The organism is Pseudomonas sp. QLc11A (assembly GCF_052112305.1).
Classification (GTDB): domain Bacteria; phylum Pseudomonadota; class Gammaproteobacteria; order Pseudomonadales; family Pseudomonadaceae; genus Aquipseudomonas; species Aquipseudomonas laurylsulfatiphila.
Genome location: NZ_JAVAJJ010000014.1, coordinates 91,015 through 110,238, shown reverse-complemented (window position 1 = coordinate 110,238; position 19,224 = coordinate 91,015). Strand labels below are relative to the sequence as shown.

The following is a 19,224-nucleotide window of genomic DNA, read 5'->3' as shown; positions in this document are numbered from 1 at the left end:
CAACACCGCTCAAGGAATCGTCTGAATGTTGGTCGTCTCACTCGGAGGCAGTCCCAGTCAGCGCTCCCGTTCCGGGGTGCTGCTGGACCGCTCCAAGCGTTGGTTGCAAGAACAGGGCGTGGAGGTGGTGAGTTATCAGGTACGGGACTTCCCGGCCGAAGACTTGCTGCATGCACGCTTCGACAGCCCGAAGGTCATTGACCTGCTGCAACAGATTGAAAACGCCGATGGCCTGCTGATCGCAACGCCGGTGTACAAGGCTTCGTTCTCCGGCGCATTGAAAACCGTGCTGGATCTGCTGCCCGAACGCGCCCTGAGCCACAAGGTGGTGTTGCCGATGGCAACCGGCGGCAGCATCGCCCACATGCTGGCGGTGGACTACGCGCTCAAGCCGGTGCTGTCGGCGTTGAAAGCCCAGGAAATGCTCCACGGGATTTTCGCTGTCGACAGCCAGATCGCTTACGGCGAAGGCAGCGCCCTGGCGCAGTTGGCGCCCGAGCTGGAACAGCGCCTGGACGAGTCGCTGGAGCTGTTTCTCAGTGCCATGGCACGACGGCCCAAGCCGCTCGATCCGAACCTGTTGAATGAACGTTTGTTGAGTGCTCGCTGGAGCATATGAGCTCCACCGAACATTAGCCCCACCCGAAAATTGAAGTACTGGCCTTACTCGCCCGCCAACGGGCAAGCAGGTGCAGCCAAAACCCAACTGCAAAAAGGAGAGCGCCATGCGCCCTGTCATTTTGCGTCGTGGTCTGGTCGCTCTGTTTGCTGCGGCTGTCACCTTCGGCGCCATTACTCAAGCCCAGGCCGAGACGTTACGAATCGGCTATCAGAAATACGGGACCCTGGTGCTGCTCAAAGCCAAGGGCACCCTGGAAAAACGCCTCGCCGCCCGAGGCGTGGACGTGCAATGGACTGAATTCCCCGGTGGCCCGCAACTGCTTGAAGGCTTGAACGTCGGCTCCATCGACTTCGGCGTTACCGGCGAAACCCCTCCCGTGTTCGCCCAAGCGGCCGGCGCTGATCTGCTTTACGTCGCCTTTGAACCGCCAGCGCCGCACAGTGAAGCGATCCTGGTGCCGAAGGACTCGCCAATCAAGTCGGTGGCAGAGCTCAAGGGCAAGAAGGTCGTGCTCAACAAGGGCTCCAACGTGCACTACCTGCTGGTGCGTGCGCTGGAAGACGCCGGCCTCAAATACACCGATATCCAGACCGTATTCCTGCCGCCGGCCGATGCCCGTGCTGCGTTCGAGCGTGGCAGTGTCGACGCCTGGGTCATCTGGGACCCGTACCAGGCCGCCGCCGAACAACAGTTGCAAGCGCGCACCCTGCGCGATGGCCAGGGCATCGTCGACAACCATCAGTTCTACCTGGCGACCAAACCCTACGCGCAAAAAAATCCCGAGGTGATCAAGACCCTGGTCGAAGAAGTGCGCGCAGTGGGCGACTGGTCCCGGGCCAATCCTGAAGACGTGACCCAGCAAGTCTCGCCACTGCTCGGCCTGTCGGCAGACATCACCCGCACTTCGGTGAAACGCCAGGGCTACGGCGCGTTGTTCCTGACTCCGGAAGTGGTCGCGGCGCAGCAGAAAATCGCCGACACCTTCTACCAGCTCAAGCTGATTCCAAAGCAACTGAGCATCAAAGACGTGATCTGGACGCCACCGGCCGCCGTTGCGAAAGCCCAATAATTCGATCCCCCAAGGAGACCACTCCATGAGCCTCAATATCTTCTGGTTCCTGCCTACCCACGGCGACGGCCATTACCTTGGCACCGCCGAAGGCGCACGCGCCGTTGACCACGGTTACCTGCAACAAGTCGCGCAAGCGGCGGACCGACTGGGTTTCGGCGGCGTGCTGATTCCCACCGGCCGCTCCTGCGAAGACTCCTGGTTGGTGGCAGCGTCGCTGATTCCGGTGACCCAGCGCTTGAAGTTTCTGGTTGCCCTGCGCCCCGGGATCATTTCCCCGACGGTGGCGGCGCGTCAGGCCGCGACCCTGGATCGGCTGTCCGGCGGTCGTGCGCTGTTCAACCTGGTGACGGGCGGTGATCCGGAAGAGTTGGCGGGCGATGGTCTGTTCCTTAGCCACGAAGAACGCTACCAGGCGTCCGTGGAGTTCACCCGTATCTGGCGCCGCGTGCTGGAAGGTGAAACCGTTGATTACGACGGCCAGCACATCAGCGTGAAGGGCGCGAAACTGCTCTATCCACCCATCCAGCAGCCGCGCCCGCCGCTGTACTTCGGCGGCTCTTCGGATGCCGCGCAAGACCTGGCTGCCGAACAGGTGGAAATGGTCCTGACCTGGGGCGAGCCGCCGGCCGCCGTGGCGGAAAAAATCGAACAGGTCCGCGCCAAGGCCGCGAAGCTCGGACGCACCGTGCGCTTTGGCATTCGCCTGCACGTGATTGTGCGCGAAACCAACGATGAAGCCTGGAAAGCCGCGGATCGACTGATCTCCCATCTCGACGACGACACCATCGCTCGTGCCCAGGCGTCGCTGGCGCGCTTCGATTCGGTCGGTCAGCAGCGCATGGCCGCATTGCATGGCGGCAGCCGCGACAACCTGGAAGTCAGCCCGAACCTGTGGGCCGGTGTCGGCCTGGTGCGTGGCGGTGCCGGTACGGCGCTGGTGGGCGATGGCCCGACCGTGGCCGCCCGCGTGAAGGAGTACGCGGACCTCGGCATCGACACCTTTATTTTTTCCGGTTATCCACACCTGGAAGAGTCGTACCGAGTCGCCGAACTGCTGTTCCCGCACCTCGATGTCGAGCGTCCTGAACTGCCGAAAAGTGCGGGCTACGTGAGTCCGTTCGGCGAGATGGTCGCCAACGACATTCTGCCCAAAGCCGCGTCCCAGAGCTGAGGCGCAGTCATGAAGAAAATCATCCACAGTCTCGCGCCCTGGGCGTTGCCGGTGTTGCTGCTGGCGGTGTGGCAGTTGAGTGTGTCGGCGGGCTGGTTGTCGACACGGATTCTGCCGGCGCCGGTTGCCGTGATCGAAGCTGGCGTGAGCCTGGTGCGCAGCGGCGAAATCTGGACGCACCTGGCGATCAGTGGTTGGCGTGCCGCGCTGGGCTTCACTATCGGCGGCGGCATCGGCCTGACGCTCGGCTTCATCACCGGCCTGTCGAAGTGGGGCGAACGCCTGCTCGACAGTTCGGTGCAGATGATCCGCAACGTGCCGCACCTGGCGCTGATTCCGCTGGTGATCCTGTGGTTCGGCATCGACGAGTCGGCGAAGATTTTTCTGGTGGCGCTGGGCACGTTGTTCCCGATTTACCTCAACACCTATCACGGCATCCGCAACGTCGACCCGGCGCTGGTGGAGATGGCGCGCAGCTATGGCCTGACCGGCTTCAGCCTGTTCTGGCAGGTGATCCTGCCGGGGGCGCTGCCTTCGATTCTGGTTGGCGTGCGCTTCGCCCTGGGCTTCATGTGGTTGACGTTGATCGTCGCGGAAACCATCTCCGCCAGTTCCGGTATCGGTTATCTGGCGATGAATGCCCGGGAGTTCTTGCAGACCGACGTGGTGGTGCTGGCGATTCTGCTGTACGCGGTGCTCGGCAAACTGGCCGACCTCGCGGCCCGTGGACTTGAGCGTGTGTGGCTGCGCTGGCATCCGGCGTATCAGGTTGCCAAGGGAGGTGCGGCATGATCGCGGAACGACCTCCACGCCTGCTGCGCGGCATTCCGCTGGCGGTGCGCAAGCTGCAAAAAACCTTTGGCTCGCGGCAGGTGCTGCGCGAAATCGATCTGCACATTCCGGCGGGCCAGTTTGTCGCCGTGGTCGGTCGTAGTGGCTGCGGCAAAAGTACCTTGCTGCGTTTGCTCGCCGGCCTCGATCAACCAACCGGCGGCGAGTTACTCGCCGGTGCCGCGGCCTTGAGCGACGCTCGGGAGGACACACGGCTGATGTTCCAGGAGGCGCGTTTGCTGCCCTGGAAAAAGATCATCGAGAACGTCGGTCTGGGCCTCAAGGGCAACTGGCGGCCGAAAGCGCTGGAAGCACTGGACGCAGTGGGCCTGGCCGACCGCGCCAACGAATGGCCGGCAGCGTTGTCCGGTGGACAGAAGCAACGCGTGGCTTTGGCCCGTGCGTTGATTCATCAGCCGCGCCTGCTGTTGCTCGACGAACCCTTGGGCGCTCTGGATGCCCTGACCCGAATTGAAATGCAGCAACTGATCGAGCGGCTCTGGCAGCAGCACGGCTTCACGGTGTTGCTGGTGACCCATGACGTCAGTGAAGCGGTGGCGATTGCCGATCGGGTGATCCTGATCGAAGACGGTGAAGTCGGCCTCGACCTGCACGTGGAACTGCCGCGCCCTCGCGTGCGCGGCTCCCACCGGCTGGCGGCGCTGGAAACCGAAGTCCTCAATCGCGTGCTGGCGCTGCCCGGCCAACCACCGGAGCCGGAACCTGTTTCACCCTTGCCTACGCAATTGCGCTGGGCTCAATAACTCAAGTCTTACCCAACGACAGGAATCAACATCATGACTATCAAGGCCATCAACGTTCGCAACCAGTTCAAAGGCTCCATCAAGGAAATCGTCCTCGGCGACGTGCTGTCGGAAATCGACGTGCAGACCGCCTCAGGCATCGTCACTTCGGTGATCACCACGCGCTCGGTGAAAGAGCTGGAACTGGCGGTGGGCAGTGAAGTGATCGCGTTTGTGAAATCCACCGAGGTGTCGATCGCCAAGTTGTAAGTCACATGCGTAAACAACAACCCCGAAGGGATTGAGCCCTTCGGGGTTTTTGTGCATGTGTATCAGCGGGATTCGCGGCGCGGCCTTCGCGAGCAAGCCCGCTCCCACATCTGGAATGCATTCCCCTGTGGGAGCGGGCTTGCTCGCGAAGAGGCCGGCATGACCAAGAAATATCTCAGGCTGGAACGCTGCGCTTGGGCAGATACGGTGGCAAATACAACCCCACATAAGCATCAAACACCCGTATCCCTTCCTCGGCCATGCGCGGCGTAATCTGCCCGTGCTGCTGCACCGAGCGCGCATACACCCGGTCGCCAAGCTCCATGGCCAGGGCGAACACATCGACATCATCTGGCAGCGTCGGCAGCACGAAGTGGTGATCGAACAGCTTGTGCATCAGCTCGCCCAGTTCGAGGTCGTGCTGGCGGTCAGCTTGAGTGACTTCGGTCAGGCCGTGCTGGGCGAGGATCAGTTGGCGCGCGGCGGCGTCCTCTGCATAGATGTCCAGCATGCGTTGTTCCACCAGGCGTGACAGATCGCGCCAGCTGCCGAGGGTGTGATGATTGATGGGTGCTTGCAGGCACGCGCGGAAGGCCGCATGGACGTCGGCGGTCAAGGCTTCGAGCAACGCCGGGACGCTGGCGAAAAAGTGGTAGACCGAGGAGGGCGGGATCTCCGCACGCTCGGCGACGCTGTAGATCGACAGACTGGCCACGCCCTCGGCCGCCAGCAATGTGCGGGCCGCATCGAGTATCGAATCGATCCGCGCCTGGCTGCGGGCACGGGGTTTGCGGGGGGTGGCTACGCGTGTCATCGAAGTCTCCTGCGGGGCAGCGGGCATTGTACGAGGCGGGTGGCACCTTGTCTGTATGGGCACCGCTGCCCAAATCCGGCGATCAGGATCGCTTAACCACCGACGTGCACACTCCGGCCGTTCAAGGGTTGAACCGGGCGTGCATTCATTGGATACAGCGCCTGGAACGCCTCCAGTTGCGCTCGGGATAATTGCACTGGCGTGGTCAGTACATTCCAGCGCACGCCTTCGGTACAAGGAGGTGTTGTCAGAGACCCCATGTAGAAATAGGTATTGAGGCTCGCAGGTAGTAGCTGTGCAACGTTTACCCTGTCCAGATGCGCAATACCGCCCGTGTGCTTTGGCATGGCTGCCAGGATGGGTTCCAGGACCGGGTTGTGTGCGCCTTCTTCAAACAGCAGGGCCACCACGGCCAGTTCGCCTGCGGCGTTGCGGTGAACCAGATGTGCGTCCAGTGGAAAGGTACGGCCCTGGATCATTTCTTCGCTTGGCGTATGGAAGTGCATTTGTACGAACGAGTAGCGGCCGGAGTCCAGGGTGATCCCTCCAGCGTCAACCGGCGTTACCTGAATCGTATGACCGTTATTCGACACCGTGGCTTTGCTAGGCTGATAAGCAACGTTCAGAGGTTCAATGTCAGTCTTGATCGCGTCACGTATATCGATAGGCGATTGTGTTTTGCCAGATGAGCAGAGGCTGTACTCGCTTTTCAGTTCACCCCAGTTTTGCGGACCGTTGGGGGCCGAATAGCTCCATGCGGCCGTATCGTCGGCACCCGCCCAGGCGGTTGTGCACAAACCGGCGACGATCAGAGTGATGGTTGCGCCCAATAGCTGTTTTTTCATGGTCGTTCTCACACTTAGGTAGGAAAACGGGAAGAATCCCGGCGGCCGGAGTGTGAGGTTGTGGTGAGGATGTAGCTGTAGTCAGTATCTGGTTGGTGCGTAGGAATTTTCATTGGTTCCGACAGTAAGTGTTCCACAACAAATCGCGAGTAAAAAAAAACGCCGCAGGCTGTGGGGCCGGCGGCGTTGTGTTTACTGCAATTGCTTACACGGTATGCAGGTACCAGTTGTACTCGAGGTCGGAGATGGAGTGTTCGAACTCCTCCAGCTCGCTCTCTTTACAGGCCACGAAGATATCGATGTATTTCGGATCGATGTACTTGGCCATGACTTCGCTGTCGTCCAGTTCGCGCAGGGCATCGCGCAGGTTGTTCGGCAGGCTTTGCTCGTTCTGCTCGTAGCTGTTGCCTTCGACCGGAGCGCCAGGCTCGATCTTGTTGACCAGACCGTGGTGCACGCCTGCCAGGACCGAAGCCATCAGCAGGTACGGGTTGGCATCGGCGCCGGCCACACGGTGTTCGATGCGCACGGCATCGGCAGAACCGGTAGGCACGCGAATCGCTACGGTACGGTTGTCCAGGCCCCAGCACGGCGAGTTCGGCACGTAGAACTGTGCGCCGAAACGACGGTAGGAGTTGACGTTCGGGCAGAGGAAAGCCATCTGCGCCGGTAGGGTCTCGAGCACACCGCCGATCGCGTGACGCAGTGCGGCGTTCTGCTCGGGATCCTCGCTGGCAAAAATGTTCTTGCCGTCTTTGTCGAGAATCGAGATGTGGACGTGCAGACCATTACCCGCCTGGCCTGGGTAAGGCTTGGCCATGAAGGTGGTGTCCATTTCATGGTCGTAGGCGATGTTCTTGATCAGGCGCTTGAGCAGGACCGCGTAGTCGCAGGCCTTGATCGGGTCGGCCACGTGGTGCAGGTTCACTTCGAACTGCGCCGGGGCACTTTCCTTGACGATGGCGTCGGCCGGAATGCCTTGCTCTTTGGCACCTTCCAGAATGTCCTGGAGGCAGTCGACGTATTCGTCGAGGTCGTCGATCAGGTAGACCTGGGTCGAGTGCGGACGTTTGCCGGAAACCGGCGAGCGAGGTGGTTGCGGACGACCGTTCACGTTCTCCTGGTCGATCAGGTAGAACTCCAGTTCGAACGCGGCGCAGATGGTCAGGCCCATTTCGTCGAACTTGCGCACCACATTGGCCAGCACTTCACGCGGGTCGGCGAAGAATGGCTCGCCTTCGAGTTCGTGCATGGTCATCAACAGTTGCGCGGTCGGGCGCTTCTGCCATGGCTCGTTGCACAGGGTATCGGGGATTGGATAGCAGATTCGGTCAGCATCACCGATGTCCAGGCCCAGGCCGGTGCTTTCCACCGTCGAGCCGTTGATATCCAGAGCAAATAGAGAGGCCGGCAGGTTGATGCCTTTCTCGTAAACCTTGTGGAGGCTGGTGCGTTCGATGCGCTTGCCGCGCACCACACCATTCATATCCGCAATCAGAAGGTCAACGTACAGAACCTCAGGATGTTCCTTAAGGAACGCGTTCGCTTCGTTAAGCTGAACGGCACGCGGGGGTACCGACATGATGCAACACCTTTGTTGTTAAAAATATCAATCATTGATCTTTTCTGGTTTCAGTCAACCCGAACGGCATGCCGAAGTCAAGCGAGGCCTTTTTTGCCCTAAAAAAGCGCTCGTGTGGCTTTTTTGAGGCACTTTGGGGCGATTTTACTCCGCAGGACGTAGCGGCGGCCGCGAGCTTGAGCGGGCCGTGTTGTATTTTTTACGGGGGTGTTGTGTAAAAAAATGAACAAGGCTAAGCTCGAATCAAACCCATAACAGCAATAATACCGGGGTGCTTCATGTCTCGCCTGCCGATAATCGGCGTCACCGACTGCTCAAGACAGCTCGGTCGGCATGTTTATCACATCAGTGATGACACGACCGTCTGTTCCGTGGTCTCGGCGCTTGCGGTGATCCTCCCATCCGCGACGGTTCAACCGTCCCCGTCCGATATTCTGGACGGTCGCGATGGCACCCCCATTACGGTTACTCCATTCAATATAGAACCGATTCACAATAGCGGCCTGACCATCGTTCGGGGCATCGCTCGTGATTCTGCACGCCCGGCCTCTGCGGCAGTGTTGGCAAACACCATAATCTGCCGCAGAAACGCTCTACAACGCGACGCCGATGCGTCAAACAACGCCTGACCTTGAAAGGGTCAGACAACTCAAGCCTAGAGGCATTTATGAGTAACAACCTCGACCAGCTCACCGATTGGTTGAAAAACCACAAGATCACAGAAGTCGAATGCATGATCGCCGACTTGACCGGGATTACCCGGGGCAAGATTTCGCCGACCAACAAATTCATCGCCGAAAAAGGCATGCGCCTGCCAGAAAGCGTTCTTCTGCAGACCGTGACCGGCGATTACGTCGAAGACGACATCTATTACGAACTGCTCGATCCGGCTGACATCGACATGGTCTGCAAGCCGGACGCCGACGCCGTCTACGTGGTGCCGTGGGCCATCGAGCCGACCGCCATCGTTATCCACGATACCTACGACAAGCAAGGCAACCCGATCGAGCTGTCGCCGCGCAACGTACTCAAGAAAGTCCTGAAGCTCTATTCCGACAAAGGCTGGCAGCCCATCGTGGCGCCGGAAATGGAGTTTTACCTGACCAAGCGCAGTGACGACCCGGATTACCCGCTGCAGCCGCCGATCGGCCGCTCCGGTCGCCCGGAAACCGGTCGCCAGTCGTTCTCGATTGAAGCTGCGAACGAATTCGATCCGCTGTTCGAAGACGTCTACGACTGGTGCGAACTGCAGGACCTGGACCTTGACACGCTGATCCACGAGGACGGCACGGCGCAGATGGAAATCAACTTCCGTCACGGCGATGCCCTGTCCCTGGCCGACCAGATCCTGGTGTTCAAGCGCACCATGCGCGAAGCCGCGCTCAAGCACGACGTGGCCGCGACCTTCATGGCCAAGCCGATGACCGGCGAGCCGGGCAGTGCCATGCACTTGCACCAGAGCATCATCGACATCGAGACCGGCAAGAACATCTTCTCCAATGAAGACGGGACCATGAGCCAGTTGTTCCTGCACCACATCGGTGGCTTGCAGAAACTCATTCCCGAACTGTTGCCGCTGTTCGCTCCGAACGTCAACTCGTTCCGCCGCTTCCTGCCCGATACCTCGGCGCCGGTGAACGTGGAGTGGGGCGAAGAGAACCGCACCGTGGGCCTGCGGGTTCCGGATGCGGGGCCGCAGAACCGTCGGGTGGAAAACCGCCTGCCAGGCGCCGATGCCAACCCGTACCTGGCGATTGCCGCGAGCCTGCTCTGCGGGTACATCGGCATGGTCGAAGGCCTGAATCCAAGTGCGCCGGTGGTAGGGCGTGGCTATGAACGCCGCAACCTGCGCCTGCCCCTGACCATCGAAGACGCGCTGGAACGCATGGAAAACAGCGCGACCATCGAGCGTTACCTTGGCAAAAATTTCATCACTGGCTACGTCGCGGTCAAGCGGGCCGAGCATGAAAACTTCAAGCGCGTGATCAGTTCGTGGGAAAGGGAATTCCTGCTCTTTGCCGTCTGATGCGCCGGGCGCCGCCGCAGTCGAGCGGCGCCTTCACCTGATTTTTTTTAGGAGATTCACATGACCAGCAACAACCCGCAAACCCGTGAATGGCAAACCCTGAGCAACGATCACCACCTGGCTCCGTTCAGCGACTTCAAGCAGCTGAAAGAGAAAGGCCCGCGGATCATCACCAACGCCAAGGGCGTTTACCTCTGGGACAGCGAAGGCAACAAGATCCTCGACGGCATGGCCGGCCTGTGGTGTGTCGCGATTGGTTATGGTCGCGATGAACTGGCCGATGCCGCCAGCAAACAGATGCGCGAGCTGCCTTACTACAACCTGTTCTTCCAGACGGCGCACCCGCCGGTACTGGAACTGGCCAAGGCCATCGCCGACATTGCGCCGCAAGGCATGAACCATGTGTTCTTCACCGGTTCCGGCTCTGAAGGCAACGACACCATGCTGCGCATGGTTCGTCACTACTGGGCGATCAAGGGCCAGCCGAACAAGAAAGTCATCATCAGCCGCAAGAACGGCTATCACGGTTCCACTGTGGCCGGCGCGAGCCTGGGTGGCATGACGTACATGCATGAACAGGGCGACTTGCCGATCCCGGGCATCGTCCACATTGCCCAGCCGTACTGGTTCGCCGAAGGCGGCGACATGACCCCGGAAGAATTCGGTGTGTGGGCGGCCAACCAGCTGGAAGAGAAGATTCTGGAAGTCGGTGTCGACAACGTCGGTGCCTTTATTGCCGAGCCGATCCAGGGCGCCGGTGGCGTGATCATTCCGCCAGACACCTACTGGCCGCGCATCAAGGAAATCCTCGCCAAGTACGACATCCTGTTCGTGGCTGACGAAGTGATTTGCGGTTTCGGTCGTACCGGCGAGTGGTTCGGCAGCGATTTCTACGGCCTCAAGCCAGACATGATGACCATCGCCAAGGGCCTGACCTCGGGTTACATCCCGATGGGCGGCCTGATCGTACGTGACGAAGTGGTGGAAGTCCTGAACGAAGGCGGTGATTTCAACCACGGCTTCACTTACTCCGGTCACCCGGTGGCGGCTGCGGTGGCGCTGGAAAACATCCGCATCATGCGCGACGAGAAAATTATCGAGCGCGTCCATGCAGAAACGGCACCGTATTTGCAAAAGCGTCTGCGGGAACTGAACGATCACCCGCTGGTGGGTGAAGTTCGCGGAGTGGGTTTGTTGGGGGCTATCGAACTGGTCCAGGACAAGGCCACGCGCAAGCGTTACGAGGGCAAGGGCGTCGGCATGATCTGCCGTCAGTTCTGCTTCGACAACGGCCTGATCATGCGCGCCGTCGGCGACACCATGATCATCGCTCCGCCACTGGTGATTACACCGGCGGAAATCGATGAACTGGTGACCAAGGCTCGCAAGTGTCTTGACCTGACCCTGAGTGCATTGCAGGGCTAAGTGCTAGGCTCTGAGCGGAAGTCCGAAGTTCTGCATATGAAGTAGGAACTTTCGCTCAGAACTGTCAGAAAGCGTGGCCGTTTCCTTGAAAGACCGATGTGGATCTTGCCAGACTAGCCGCGGTTCCAGTTGCCCGGGTTCGGTCGCTGAACAAGTGGTTCAAAAAAGAAAAATTTGGAGCATTACGCATGAAGGCACTAGGTAAAAAGCTCGCTGGCAAGACTCTGCTTGCCATGTCCGTGATGGGTTTGATGGCCGGCGCGGTTCAGGCCGATGACAAAGTACTGCACGTGTACAACTGGTCCGACTACATCGCACCGGATACCGTCAAGAAGTTTGAAGACGAGTCGGGCATCAAGGTTGTCTATGACGTCTTTGACAGCAACGAAACCCTGGAAGCCAAGTTGCTGGCAGGCAAGTCCGGTTACGACATCGTTGTACCGTCGAACAACTTCCTGGCCAAGCAGATCAAGGCTGGCGTCTACCAGAAGCTGGACAAGTCCAAGCTGCCTAACTGGAAGAACCTGAACACCGACCTGCTCAAGGCCGTTTCCGTGAGCGACCCGGGCAACGAGCACGCCTTCCCGTACATGTGGGGTTCGATCGGTATCGGCTTCAACGCCGAGAAGGTCAAGGCTGCACTGGGTGCCGACGCACCGACCAACTCCTGGGACCTGCTGTTCAAACCTGAAAACGCCGCGAAGTTGAAATCCTGCGGTATCAGTTTCCTCGATTCGCCAACCGAGATGATCCCGGTGGCGTTGCACTATCTGGGCTATCCAACCGACAGCCAGGACAAGAAACAACTGGCCGAAGCCGAAGCGCTGTTCCTGAAAATCCGTCCTTCGGTAGGTTACTTCCACTCCTCCAAGTACATCTCGGACCTGGCCAACGGCAACATCTGTGTGGCCGTGGGTTACTCGGGTGACATTTACCAGGCCAAGTCCCGCGCGGAAGAAGCCGGTGACAAGGTGAAAGTCAGCTACAACATTCCGAAAGAAGGTGCCGGCAGCTTCTACGACATGGTCGCCATCCCTAAAGATGCCGAAAACGTCGAAGGCGCCTACAAGTTCATGACCTTCCTGCAGAAGCCGGAAATCATGGCTGAAATCACCAACGCCGTACGCTTCCCGAACGGTAACGCGGCCGCCACGCCGTTGGTTGATAAAGAAATCACTGCCGACCCAGGCATCTACCCGCCAGCGGACGTGCTGGCCAAGCTGTACGCGATTGCCGACTTGCCGGCCGCGACCCAGCGGATCATGACCCGCAGCTGGACCAAGATCAAATCCGGCAAATAAGTAAAACCCCTGTAGGAGCGAGCCCGCTCGCGATGGTCGTCAACGATGACACTGGGTGCCTGACACCCCGCGGTGCTCACAGGTTCATCGCGAGCAAGCTCGCTCCTACAGGTATCTGCATAAAAGTTTTGCTGGAACGGTTTTTCGAGGGTAAGTTGCGCGCCGGTTTTGTTGCCGGGCAACCACGGTTGTCATGTAACGCGGGGCAACTTGGGCCCAACTAATTTCAGAGGACCTCCACGTGCCTATTTTTTCTTTGTTGCGCAATGCCATGCTGGTGGGCGCCGGGCTGACGATGGCCGTCAGTGTCCAGGCCGCCGGTACCGTGCATATTTATAACTGGTCGGACTACATCGGCGAGACCACCCTGGCCGACTTCCAGAAAGAGACCGGGATCAAGCCGGTTTATGATGTTTTCGATTCCAACGAAACCCTGGAAGGCAAGTTGCTGGCCGGGCGTACCGGCTACGACGTGGTCGTGCCGTCGAACCACTTCCTCGGCAAACAGATCAAGGCCGGGGCATTCCAGAAGCTCGACAAGTCGCAGCTGCCGAATTATTCGAACCTCGACCCGGTGCTGCTCAAGCGCCTGGAGCAGAACGATCCGGGCAACCTGTACGCCGTGCCGTACCTGTGGGGCACCAACGGCATCGGTTACAACGTCGACAAGGTCAAGGCTGTGCTGGGCGTCGATACGATTGATTCGTGGGGCGTGCTGTTCGAACCGGAGAACATCAAGAAGCTGCAAAGCTGTGGCGTCGCGTTCCTCGATTCCGCCGATGAAATGATGCCGACAGTGCTCAACTACATGGGCCTGAACGCTAACAGCACTGATCCCAAGGATTACGAAAAGGCCACCGCCAAGTTGCTTGCCGTGCGCCCTTATGTGACCTACTTCCATTCCTCCAAGTACATCGCGGACCTGGCCAACGGCGATATCTGCGTGGCGATCGGTTTCTCCGGCGACATCTTCCAGGCCAAGAACCGCGCCGAAGAAGCCAAGAAAGGCGTGAACATCGCCTACTCGATCCCGAAAGAAGGCGGCGCGCTCTGGTTCGACATGCTGGCGATTCCGAAGGACTCGGCCAACGTCAAGCAGGCTCACGCCTTCATCAACTATTTGCTCAAGCCTGAGGTTATCGCTCAGGTCAGTGATTACGTCGGCTACGCCAACCCGAACCCCGGGTCGGACAAACTGATGGAACAGTCCATTCGCACCGATGAAGCGGTTTATCCACCGCAAGCGGTGCTCGACAAGACCTATGTGTCGGTCGAGTTACCGCCGAACATTCAACGTTTGATGACCCGCAGCTGGACCAAGGTCAAGTCGGGTAAATAGCTTCAAGGCTCAAACTATCCAAGGTTGGCTCACCTTGAGCGAACTGCACTCTTTTTTTTTGGGAGTTTCGTAAATGGCAGTTGCCTCCGGCGCCTATAAGAAAGCCCTCGAGGGCGACCAGCAACCTAAACAGGTGCTGGTCAAAATCGACCGGGTCACGAAGAAGTTCGACGAGACGATTGCCGTGGACGACGTGTCCCTGGAAATCAAGAAGGGTGAGATCTTCGCCCTGCTCGGCGGCTCGGGATCGGGCAAGTCCACATTGCTGCGCATGCTCGCAGGTTTCGAACGGCCCACGGAGGGGCGCATTTTCCTCGATGGCGTAGACATCACTGACATGCCGCCCTACGAGCGGCCGATCAACATGATGTTCCAGTCCTATGCCCTGTTCCCGCACATGACCGTGGCGCAGAACATCGCCTTCGGCCTCAAGCAGGACAAGATCCCGGCGGCTGAAGTCGACGCCCGCGTCGCCGAAATGCTCAAGCTGGTACAGATGAGCCAGTACGCCAAGCGCAAGCCGCATCAGTTGTCCGGCGGCCAGCGTCAGCGTGTGGCCCTGGCCCGTTCCCTGGCCAAGCGACCGAAGCTGCTGCTGCTCGACGAACCGATGGGCGCACTGGACAAGAAACTGCGCTCGCAAATGCAGCTGGAGCTGGTGGAGATCATCGAGCGTGTCGGCGTAACCTGCGTCATGGTGACCCACGACCAGGAAGAGGCCATGACGATGGCCGAGCGTATCGCGATCATGCACCTGGGCTGGATCGCCCAGATCGGCAGCCCGATCGACATCTACGAAACCCCGACCAGCCGCCTGGTCTGTGAATTCATCGGTAACGTGAACATCTTCGAAGGCGAAGTGATCGACGATGCCGAAGGCCACGCGATCATTACCTGCAAAGACCTGGATCGTCAGATCTACGTCGGCCACGGCATCAGCACTTCGGTGCAGGACAAGTCGGTCACCTACGCGATCCGTCCGGAAAAACTGCTGGTCACCGCTGACATGCCGACCTGCCAGTACAACTGGTCCAGCGGCAAAGTGCACGACATCGCCTACCTGGGCGGGCACTCGGTGTTCTACGTCGAACTGCCAAGCGGCAAGCTGGTGCAGTCGTTCGTGGCCAACGCCGAACGTCGCGGGCAGCGTCCGACCTGGGGTGATCAGGTCTACGTGTACTGGGAAGACGACAGCGGCGTGGTGCTCCGCTCATGAACATGCGCAAATTCAAGCGTCGACTCAATCGAATAATTCCCGGTGGCCGTCAGATGGTCATCGGGGTTCCCTTCATCTGGCTGTTCCTGTTTTTCATGCTGCCGTTCTTCATCGTTTTGAAGATCAGTTTCGCCGAAGCGGACGTGGCCATTCCGCCCTACACCGAAATCTACAGCTACGCCGAGCAGAAGCTGCAGTTGCTGCTTAACCTGGGCAACTACGCGATGCTGGCCGGTGACGAGCTGTACATCGCCGCTTATCTCGGCTCGTTGAAGATGGCGCTGTTCAGCACCATCCTCTGCCTGCTGATCGGCTACCCGATGGCCTACGGCATCTCCATTGCCCGCAAGGAAGTGCAGACGGTGCTGGTGCTGCTGATCATGATGCCGACCTGGACCGCGATCCTGATCCGTGTGTATGCGTGGATGGGCATCCTCAGCAACAACGGCCTGCTCAACGGTTTCCTGATGAGCATGGGCTGGATCAGCGAGCCACTGCAGATCCTCAACACCAACCTGGCGGTCTACATCGGTGTGGTTTATTCCTACCTGCCGTTCATGATCCTGCCGCTGTACGCCAACCTGGTGAAGCACGACCAGAGCCTGCTGGAAGCTGCGTCCGACCTGGGTTCGAGCACCTTCAACAGCTTCTGGAAAATCACCGTGCCGCTGTCGAAAAACGGCATCATCGCCGGCTGCATGCTGGTGTTCATCCCGGTGGTGGGTGAGTTCGTGATTCCGGAACTGCTTGGCGGCCCGGAAACCCTGATGATCGGTAAAGTGCTCTGGCAAGAGTTCTTCAACAACCGTGACTGGCCGGTGGCGTCTGCCCTGGCGGTGGTGATGCTGGCGATCCTGATTGTGCCGATCATCCTGTTCAACCGCAGTCAGGCCAAGGAAATGGAGGGTAAAGAATGAAGCGCTTCCGTTTCTCCAGCCTGATGCTGGTAGTGGGTCTGTTGTTCATCTACCTGCCGATGCTGATCCTGGTGATCTACTCGTTCAACGCCTCGAAACTGGTGACGGTGTGGGGCGGCTGGTCGATCAAGTGGTACGTCGGCCTGCTCGACAACTCGCAACTGATGGGGTCGGTGGTGCGCTCGCTGGAAATCGCCTGCTACACGGCGGTGGCGGCGGTGGCGCTGGGTACCCTGGCGGCGTTCGTGCTGACGCGTATTACCCGCTTCAAGGGCCGTACCCTGTTCGGTGGCCTGGTGACCGCGCCGCTGGTGATGCCTGAGGTGATCACCGGTCTGTCGCTGTTGCTGCTGTTCGTGGCCATGGCGCAGATGATCGGCTGGCCGCAGGAGCGCGGCATCGTCACCATCTGGATCGCCCACACCACCTTCTGTGCGGCCTATGTGGCGGTGGTGGTCTCGGCACGCTTGCGCGAGCTGGACCTGTCCATCGAAGAAGCGGCCATGGACCTGGGCGCGAAGCCGTGGAAGGTGTTCTTCCTGATCACCATCCCGATGATCGCGCCGTCATTGGCGGCCGGCGGCATGATGTCGTTCGCCCTGTCGCTGGATGACCTGGTGCTGGCGAGCTTCGTGTCGGGCCCGGGGTCCACGACCCTGCCGATGGAAGTGTTCTCGGCGGTACGTCTGGGCGTGAAGCCCGAGATCAACGCCGTGGCCAGCCTGATCCTGTTGGCGGTGTCCATCGTGACCTTCCTGGTCTGGTTCTTCAGCCGTCGCGCCGAAGAAAGCCGCAAGCGTGCGATCCAGCAAGCGATCGAAGAAGCGGCCGCCGATTCGTGGAAGCAACCGGACGTGCGTCGCGCGCAGGCACCGGAAGCGGCCTGAGCCTGATGCCGGGTTGACCACAACTTTGTGGCCAACCCGGTAATCCTGTGGGAGCGAGCTTGCTCGCGATAGCGGACTGACATTCAACATCGATGTTGACTGTGATGCCGCCATCGCGAGCAAGCTCGCTCCCACAGGTTCTTTGGCGGTCAGGCAATCCAAGGAGATTGGCGAATGACCTCGACGAAATTCATCGGCTTGAATCCCGGCTCCTGATCCACCAGCACATCCGTCTTCACATTCCCGAACGTAGTCTGCGGACGATGACGCAAGCCATCGGCAAACGCGCAGATGATGCATTCCTTGAACCCCTCGCCCCGTGGATGCGCATGAACCACCGCTTCGCGCTGCACGCTGGAGAACGCCGCGTAGTCCATGCCCAGCACGTCCATCTCGACTCCAGCCGTTACCAGTGCCACGGTGGGCCGCAAGTGCTGAGGAACGCCCGGTGTGGTGTGCAGGGCAATCGATAGCCAGACCTGTTCGATATCGTCGTCGCTCAGCCCGTAAGGCTTGAGAAATGCGGCTGCCGCATTGGCGCCATCGACTTCGAAGCGCTCGTTGTCGCTGCGGTACCCCTCCACCAGGCCCAGGTCATGGAACATCGCGCCGACGTACAGTAACTCCGGGTTGTAGGCCAATTGCTTGCGCTCACCGCTCAGGGCGCCGAACAGGAATACCCGACGCGAGTGGTGGTAGAGCAGGTCCGATTCGATGTCACGGATGTATTCGGTGGTGGCCTTGGCCAGCGCGCTGTCGGGGATCCTGATGCCGGCGATGGTGGTGCTCATGGAGTTTTCCTCGTCGTGAACGCCTGGGTGGCGCTGAGGGTCTCAGTCTGTTCCGCCCCCCGAAACCGGACAATCGCGCCATGGCTGCGATCCCGGCCAATGAGCATGCATATCGCGCCAACCTCGCTTGTTACGCCTGGTTTGGCTAGGGTGCATGCAAACCCTGTAGGAGCGAGCTTGCTCGCGATGGAGGTCAACGATGACGCTGGCTGCCTGGATGGACGCGGTGTCCTCACGTGCATCGCGATGCAAGCTCGCTCCTACAAAGGGACGGTGCAATCAGATCCAAAGGAGGCGATTCACGTCATGAGTAAAACCATCGCCATCGTGGTCTTCGCCGGCGTTCAGTCGCTGGATGTCACCGGGCCCATGGATGTGTTTTCCGAGGCCAATCGATTCCTTGCCCCGCAGGATCACTATCGGCTGGAGGTGATCGGCGTCGAGCACGGGATGATGGCGTGCTCCAACGGTTTGGCACTCAATGCCCATCGGCATTTCAGCGAAGCGCTCGAGGCGTACGACTTGTTGTTGGTGGCTGGCGGGCCGCAATTACCGTTCATGAGTTTCGGCGTGGCGTTCGACACTTGGCTACGCGAGGCCTGCGGGCGGGCGCAACGGTTTGGCTCGATCTGCAACGGCGCCTTCATGCTCGCACGGGCGGGGTTGCTGGAGGGGCGCACGGTCACCACGCATTGGCAGGACGCATCGGATCTGGCGGCGCTGTGTCCCTCGTCCCGGGTGGAAGCGGATCGACTGTACGTTGAGGACGGCGACCTGTTCACCTCGGCCGGGGTCACAGCGGGGATCGATCTGTCGTTGTATCTATTGGGCCGGGATCACGGGCCGGAAGTGGCACTGAATGTCGCCAAGCGGCTGGTGGTGTTCACCCAGCGTTCAGGCGGACAGTCGCAGTTCAGCCCGTTCCTCACGCCCCACGCCGAACCGACTTCGGCGGTGGCGATGGTCCAGCATTACGTGCTGGCCAACCTGACGGGCGATTTAGCCATCGCCGACCTGGCCAATGCCGCCAATATGAGTGCGCGTAATTTTTCCCGGGTGTTTGCCAGGGAGGCGAAAATCACCCCGGCCGAGTTCGTCGAACGCGCGCGGGTCGATGCGGCGCGGGTGATGCTCGAAAGCACGCGTGCGCCGCTCAAGACCGTGGCCTATCAATGTGGATTTCGCGATGCCCAGCACATGCGCAGTGTGTTCAATCGCAGATTGGGGGTGACGCCGCAGCAGTTCAGGTTGAATTTTGCGGTGATGGTTTGAACCATGAATTTGCATTGCTCTTGCGGGCCCCTTCGCGGGCAAGTCGGATCGCCGCACCGCCGCTCCCACAGGTTTCTCTGGTGTTCACAAAATTTGTGTT

General features: G+C 59.8%; 19 protein-coding genes. 15 read left to right on the top strand and 4 right to left on the bottom strand.

Features of this window, described 5'->3' with window-relative positions; genetic code table 11:
* The first annotated feature begins 25 nt into the window (after window positions 1–25).
* The 6 genes from ssuE (at window position 26) to Q8X48_RS20130 (ending at window position 4,709) form a co-directional block, all read left to right on the top strand.
* Window positions 26–619, top strand: coding sequence for an NADPH-dependent FMN reductase (gene ssuE / locus Q8X48_RS20155; RefSeq protein ID WP_015097283.1), 594 nt, complete (start codon window positions 26–28; stop codon window positions 617–619).
* Window positions 620–725: 106 nt separating this feature from the next.
* Complete coding sequence (locus Q8X48_RS20150) at window positions 726–1,691, top strand: sulfonate ABC transporter substrate-binding protein (protein ID WP_407800054.1); 966 nt, start codon at window positions 726–728, stop codon at window positions 1,689–1,691.
* A 25-nt stretch (window positions 1,692–1,716) separates the two neighbouring features.
* Window positions 1,717–2,865, top strand: a complete 1,149-nt coding sequence (ssuD, locus tag Q8X48_RS20145; RefSeq protein WP_015097281.1) for an FMNH2-dependent alkanesulfonate monooxygenase — start codon at window positions 1,717–1,719, stop codon at window positions 2,863–2,865.
* Between the two features lie 9 nt (window positions 2,866–2,874).
* Window positions 2,875–3,657, top strand: coding sequence for an aliphatic sulfonate ABC transporter permease SsuC (ssuC, locus tag Q8X48_RS20140; RefSeq protein WP_007976348.1), 783 nt, complete (start codon window positions 2,875–2,877; stop codon window positions 3,655–3,657).
* Window positions 3,654–4,460, top strand: coding sequence for an aliphatic sulfonates ABC transporter ATP-binding protein (gene ssuB, locus Q8X48_RS20135; RefSeq protein ID WP_407800053.1), 807 nt, complete (start codon window positions 3,654–3,656; stop codon window positions 4,458–4,460). The genes ssuC and ssuB overlap by 4 nt, the downstream gene beginning before the upstream one ends.
* A gap of 33 nt (window positions 4,461–4,493) precedes the next feature.
* Window positions 4,494–4,709, top strand: coding sequence for a TOBE domain-containing protein (locus Q8X48_RS20130; protein WP_007967989.1), 216 nt, complete (start codon window positions 4,494–4,496; stop codon window positions 4,707–4,709).
* 175 nt (window positions 4,710–4,884) lie between these two features.
* Here Q8X48_RS20130 and Q8X48_RS20125 read toward each other — a convergent pair whose 3' ends face one another.
* The 3 genes from Q8X48_RS20125 to Q8X48_RS20115 all read right to left on the bottom strand — a co-directional run bounded on the left by Q8X48_RS20125 (window position 4,885) and on the right by Q8X48_RS20115 (window position 7,950).
* Entirely contained in the window at window positions 4,885–5,523 is a 639-nt protein-coding gene (locus tag Q8X48_RS20125) for a TetR/AcrR family transcriptional regulator (protein ID WP_407800052.1), read from the bottom strand.
* 92 nt (window positions 5,524–5,615) lie between these two features.
* Window positions 5,616–6,368, bottom strand: a complete 753-nt coding sequence (locus Q8X48_RS20120) for a carbonic anhydrase (protein WP_407800051.1) — start codon at window positions 6,366–6,368, stop codon at window positions 5,616–5,618.
* A 205-nt stretch (window positions 6,369–6,573) separates the two neighbouring features.
* Window positions 6,574–7,950, bottom strand: coding sequence for a glutamine synthetase family protein (locus tag Q8X48_RS20115; protein ID WP_015097275.1), 1,377 nt, complete (start codon window positions 7,948–7,950; stop codon window positions 6,574–6,576).
* 278 nt (window positions 7,951–8,228) lie between these two features.
* Here Q8X48_RS20115 and Q8X48_RS20110 point away from each other — a divergent pair, with 278 nt between their 5' ends.
* The 8 genes from Q8X48_RS20110 (at window position 8,229) to Q8X48_RS20075 (ending at window position 17,061) form a co-directional block, all read left to right on the top strand.
* A complete protein-coding gene (locus tag Q8X48_RS20110; protein ID WP_407800050.1) occupies window positions 8,229–8,579 on the top strand; it encodes a glutamine amidotransferase in 351 nt (116 codons plus the stop codon).
* 38 nt (window positions 8,580–8,617) lie between these two features.
* Entirely contained in the window at window positions 8,618–9,976 is a 1,359-nt protein-coding gene (locus tag Q8X48_RS20105) for a glutamine synthetase family protein (RefSeq protein ID WP_015097274.1), read from the top strand.
* Window positions 9,977–10,036: 60 nt separating this feature from the next.
* On the top strand, window positions 10,037–11,401 hold the full coding sequence (locus Q8X48_RS20100) for an aspartate aminotransferase family protein (protein ID WP_015097273.1): 1,365 nt from the start codon (window positions 10,037–10,039) through the stop codon (window positions 11,399–11,401).
* A 188-nt stretch (window positions 11,402–11,589) separates the two neighbouring features.
* Complete coding sequence (locus Q8X48_RS20095; protein WP_015097272.1) at window positions 11,590–12,702, top strand: polyamine ABC transporter substrate-binding protein; 1,113 nt, start codon at window positions 11,590–11,592, stop codon at window positions 12,700–12,702.
* A gap of 241 nt (window positions 12,703–12,943) precedes the next feature.
* Window positions 12,944–14,041 (top strand): polyamine ABC transporter substrate-binding protein, encoded by a 1,098-nt coding sequence (locus Q8X48_RS20090; RefSeq protein WP_015097271.1) that lies wholly within the window; start codon window positions 12,944–12,946, stop codon window positions 14,039–14,041.
* Between the two features lie 73 nt (window positions 14,042–14,114).
* Window positions 14,115–15,257, top strand: coding sequence for an ABC transporter ATP-binding protein (locus tag Q8X48_RS20085; RefSeq protein WP_008048747.1), 1,143 nt, complete (start codon window positions 14,115–14,117; stop codon window positions 15,255–15,257).
* A 35-nt stretch (window positions 15,258–15,292) separates the two neighbouring features.
* A complete protein-coding gene (locus Q8X48_RS20080) occupies window positions 15,293–16,174 on the top strand; it encodes an ABC transporter permease subunit (RefSeq protein ID WP_172435671.1) in 882 nt (293 codons plus the stop codon).
* The gene (locus Q8X48_RS20075) at window positions 16,171–17,061 is read left to right on the top strand and encodes an ABC transporter permease subunit (RefSeq protein ID WP_015097268.1); all 891 of its coding nucleotides are present in this window, start codon (window positions 16,171–16,173) and stop codon (window positions 17,059–17,061) included. The genes Q8X48_RS20080 and Q8X48_RS20075 overlap by 4 nt, the downstream gene beginning before the upstream one ends.
* A 149-nt stretch (window positions 17,062–17,210) precedes the next feature.
* On the opposite strand, the gene Q8X48_RS20070 is transcribed toward Q8X48_RS20075, so the two are convergent.
* Complete coding sequence (locus Q8X48_RS20070) at window positions 17,211–17,852, bottom strand: HD domain-containing protein (protein WP_407800049.1); 642 nt, start codon at window positions 17,850–17,852, stop codon at window positions 17,211–17,213.
* A 306-nt stretch (window positions 17,853–18,158) separates the two neighbouring features.
* Between Q8X48_RS20070 and Q8X48_RS20065 the strand changes: the two genes are divergently transcribed.
* Window positions 18,159–19,124 (top strand): GlxA family transcriptional regulator, encoded by a 966-nt coding sequence (locus Q8X48_RS20065; RefSeq protein WP_407800048.1) that lies wholly within the window; start codon window positions 18,159–18,161, stop codon window positions 19,122–19,124.
* The last annotated feature ends 100 nt before the right edge of the window (window positions 19,125–19,224 follow it).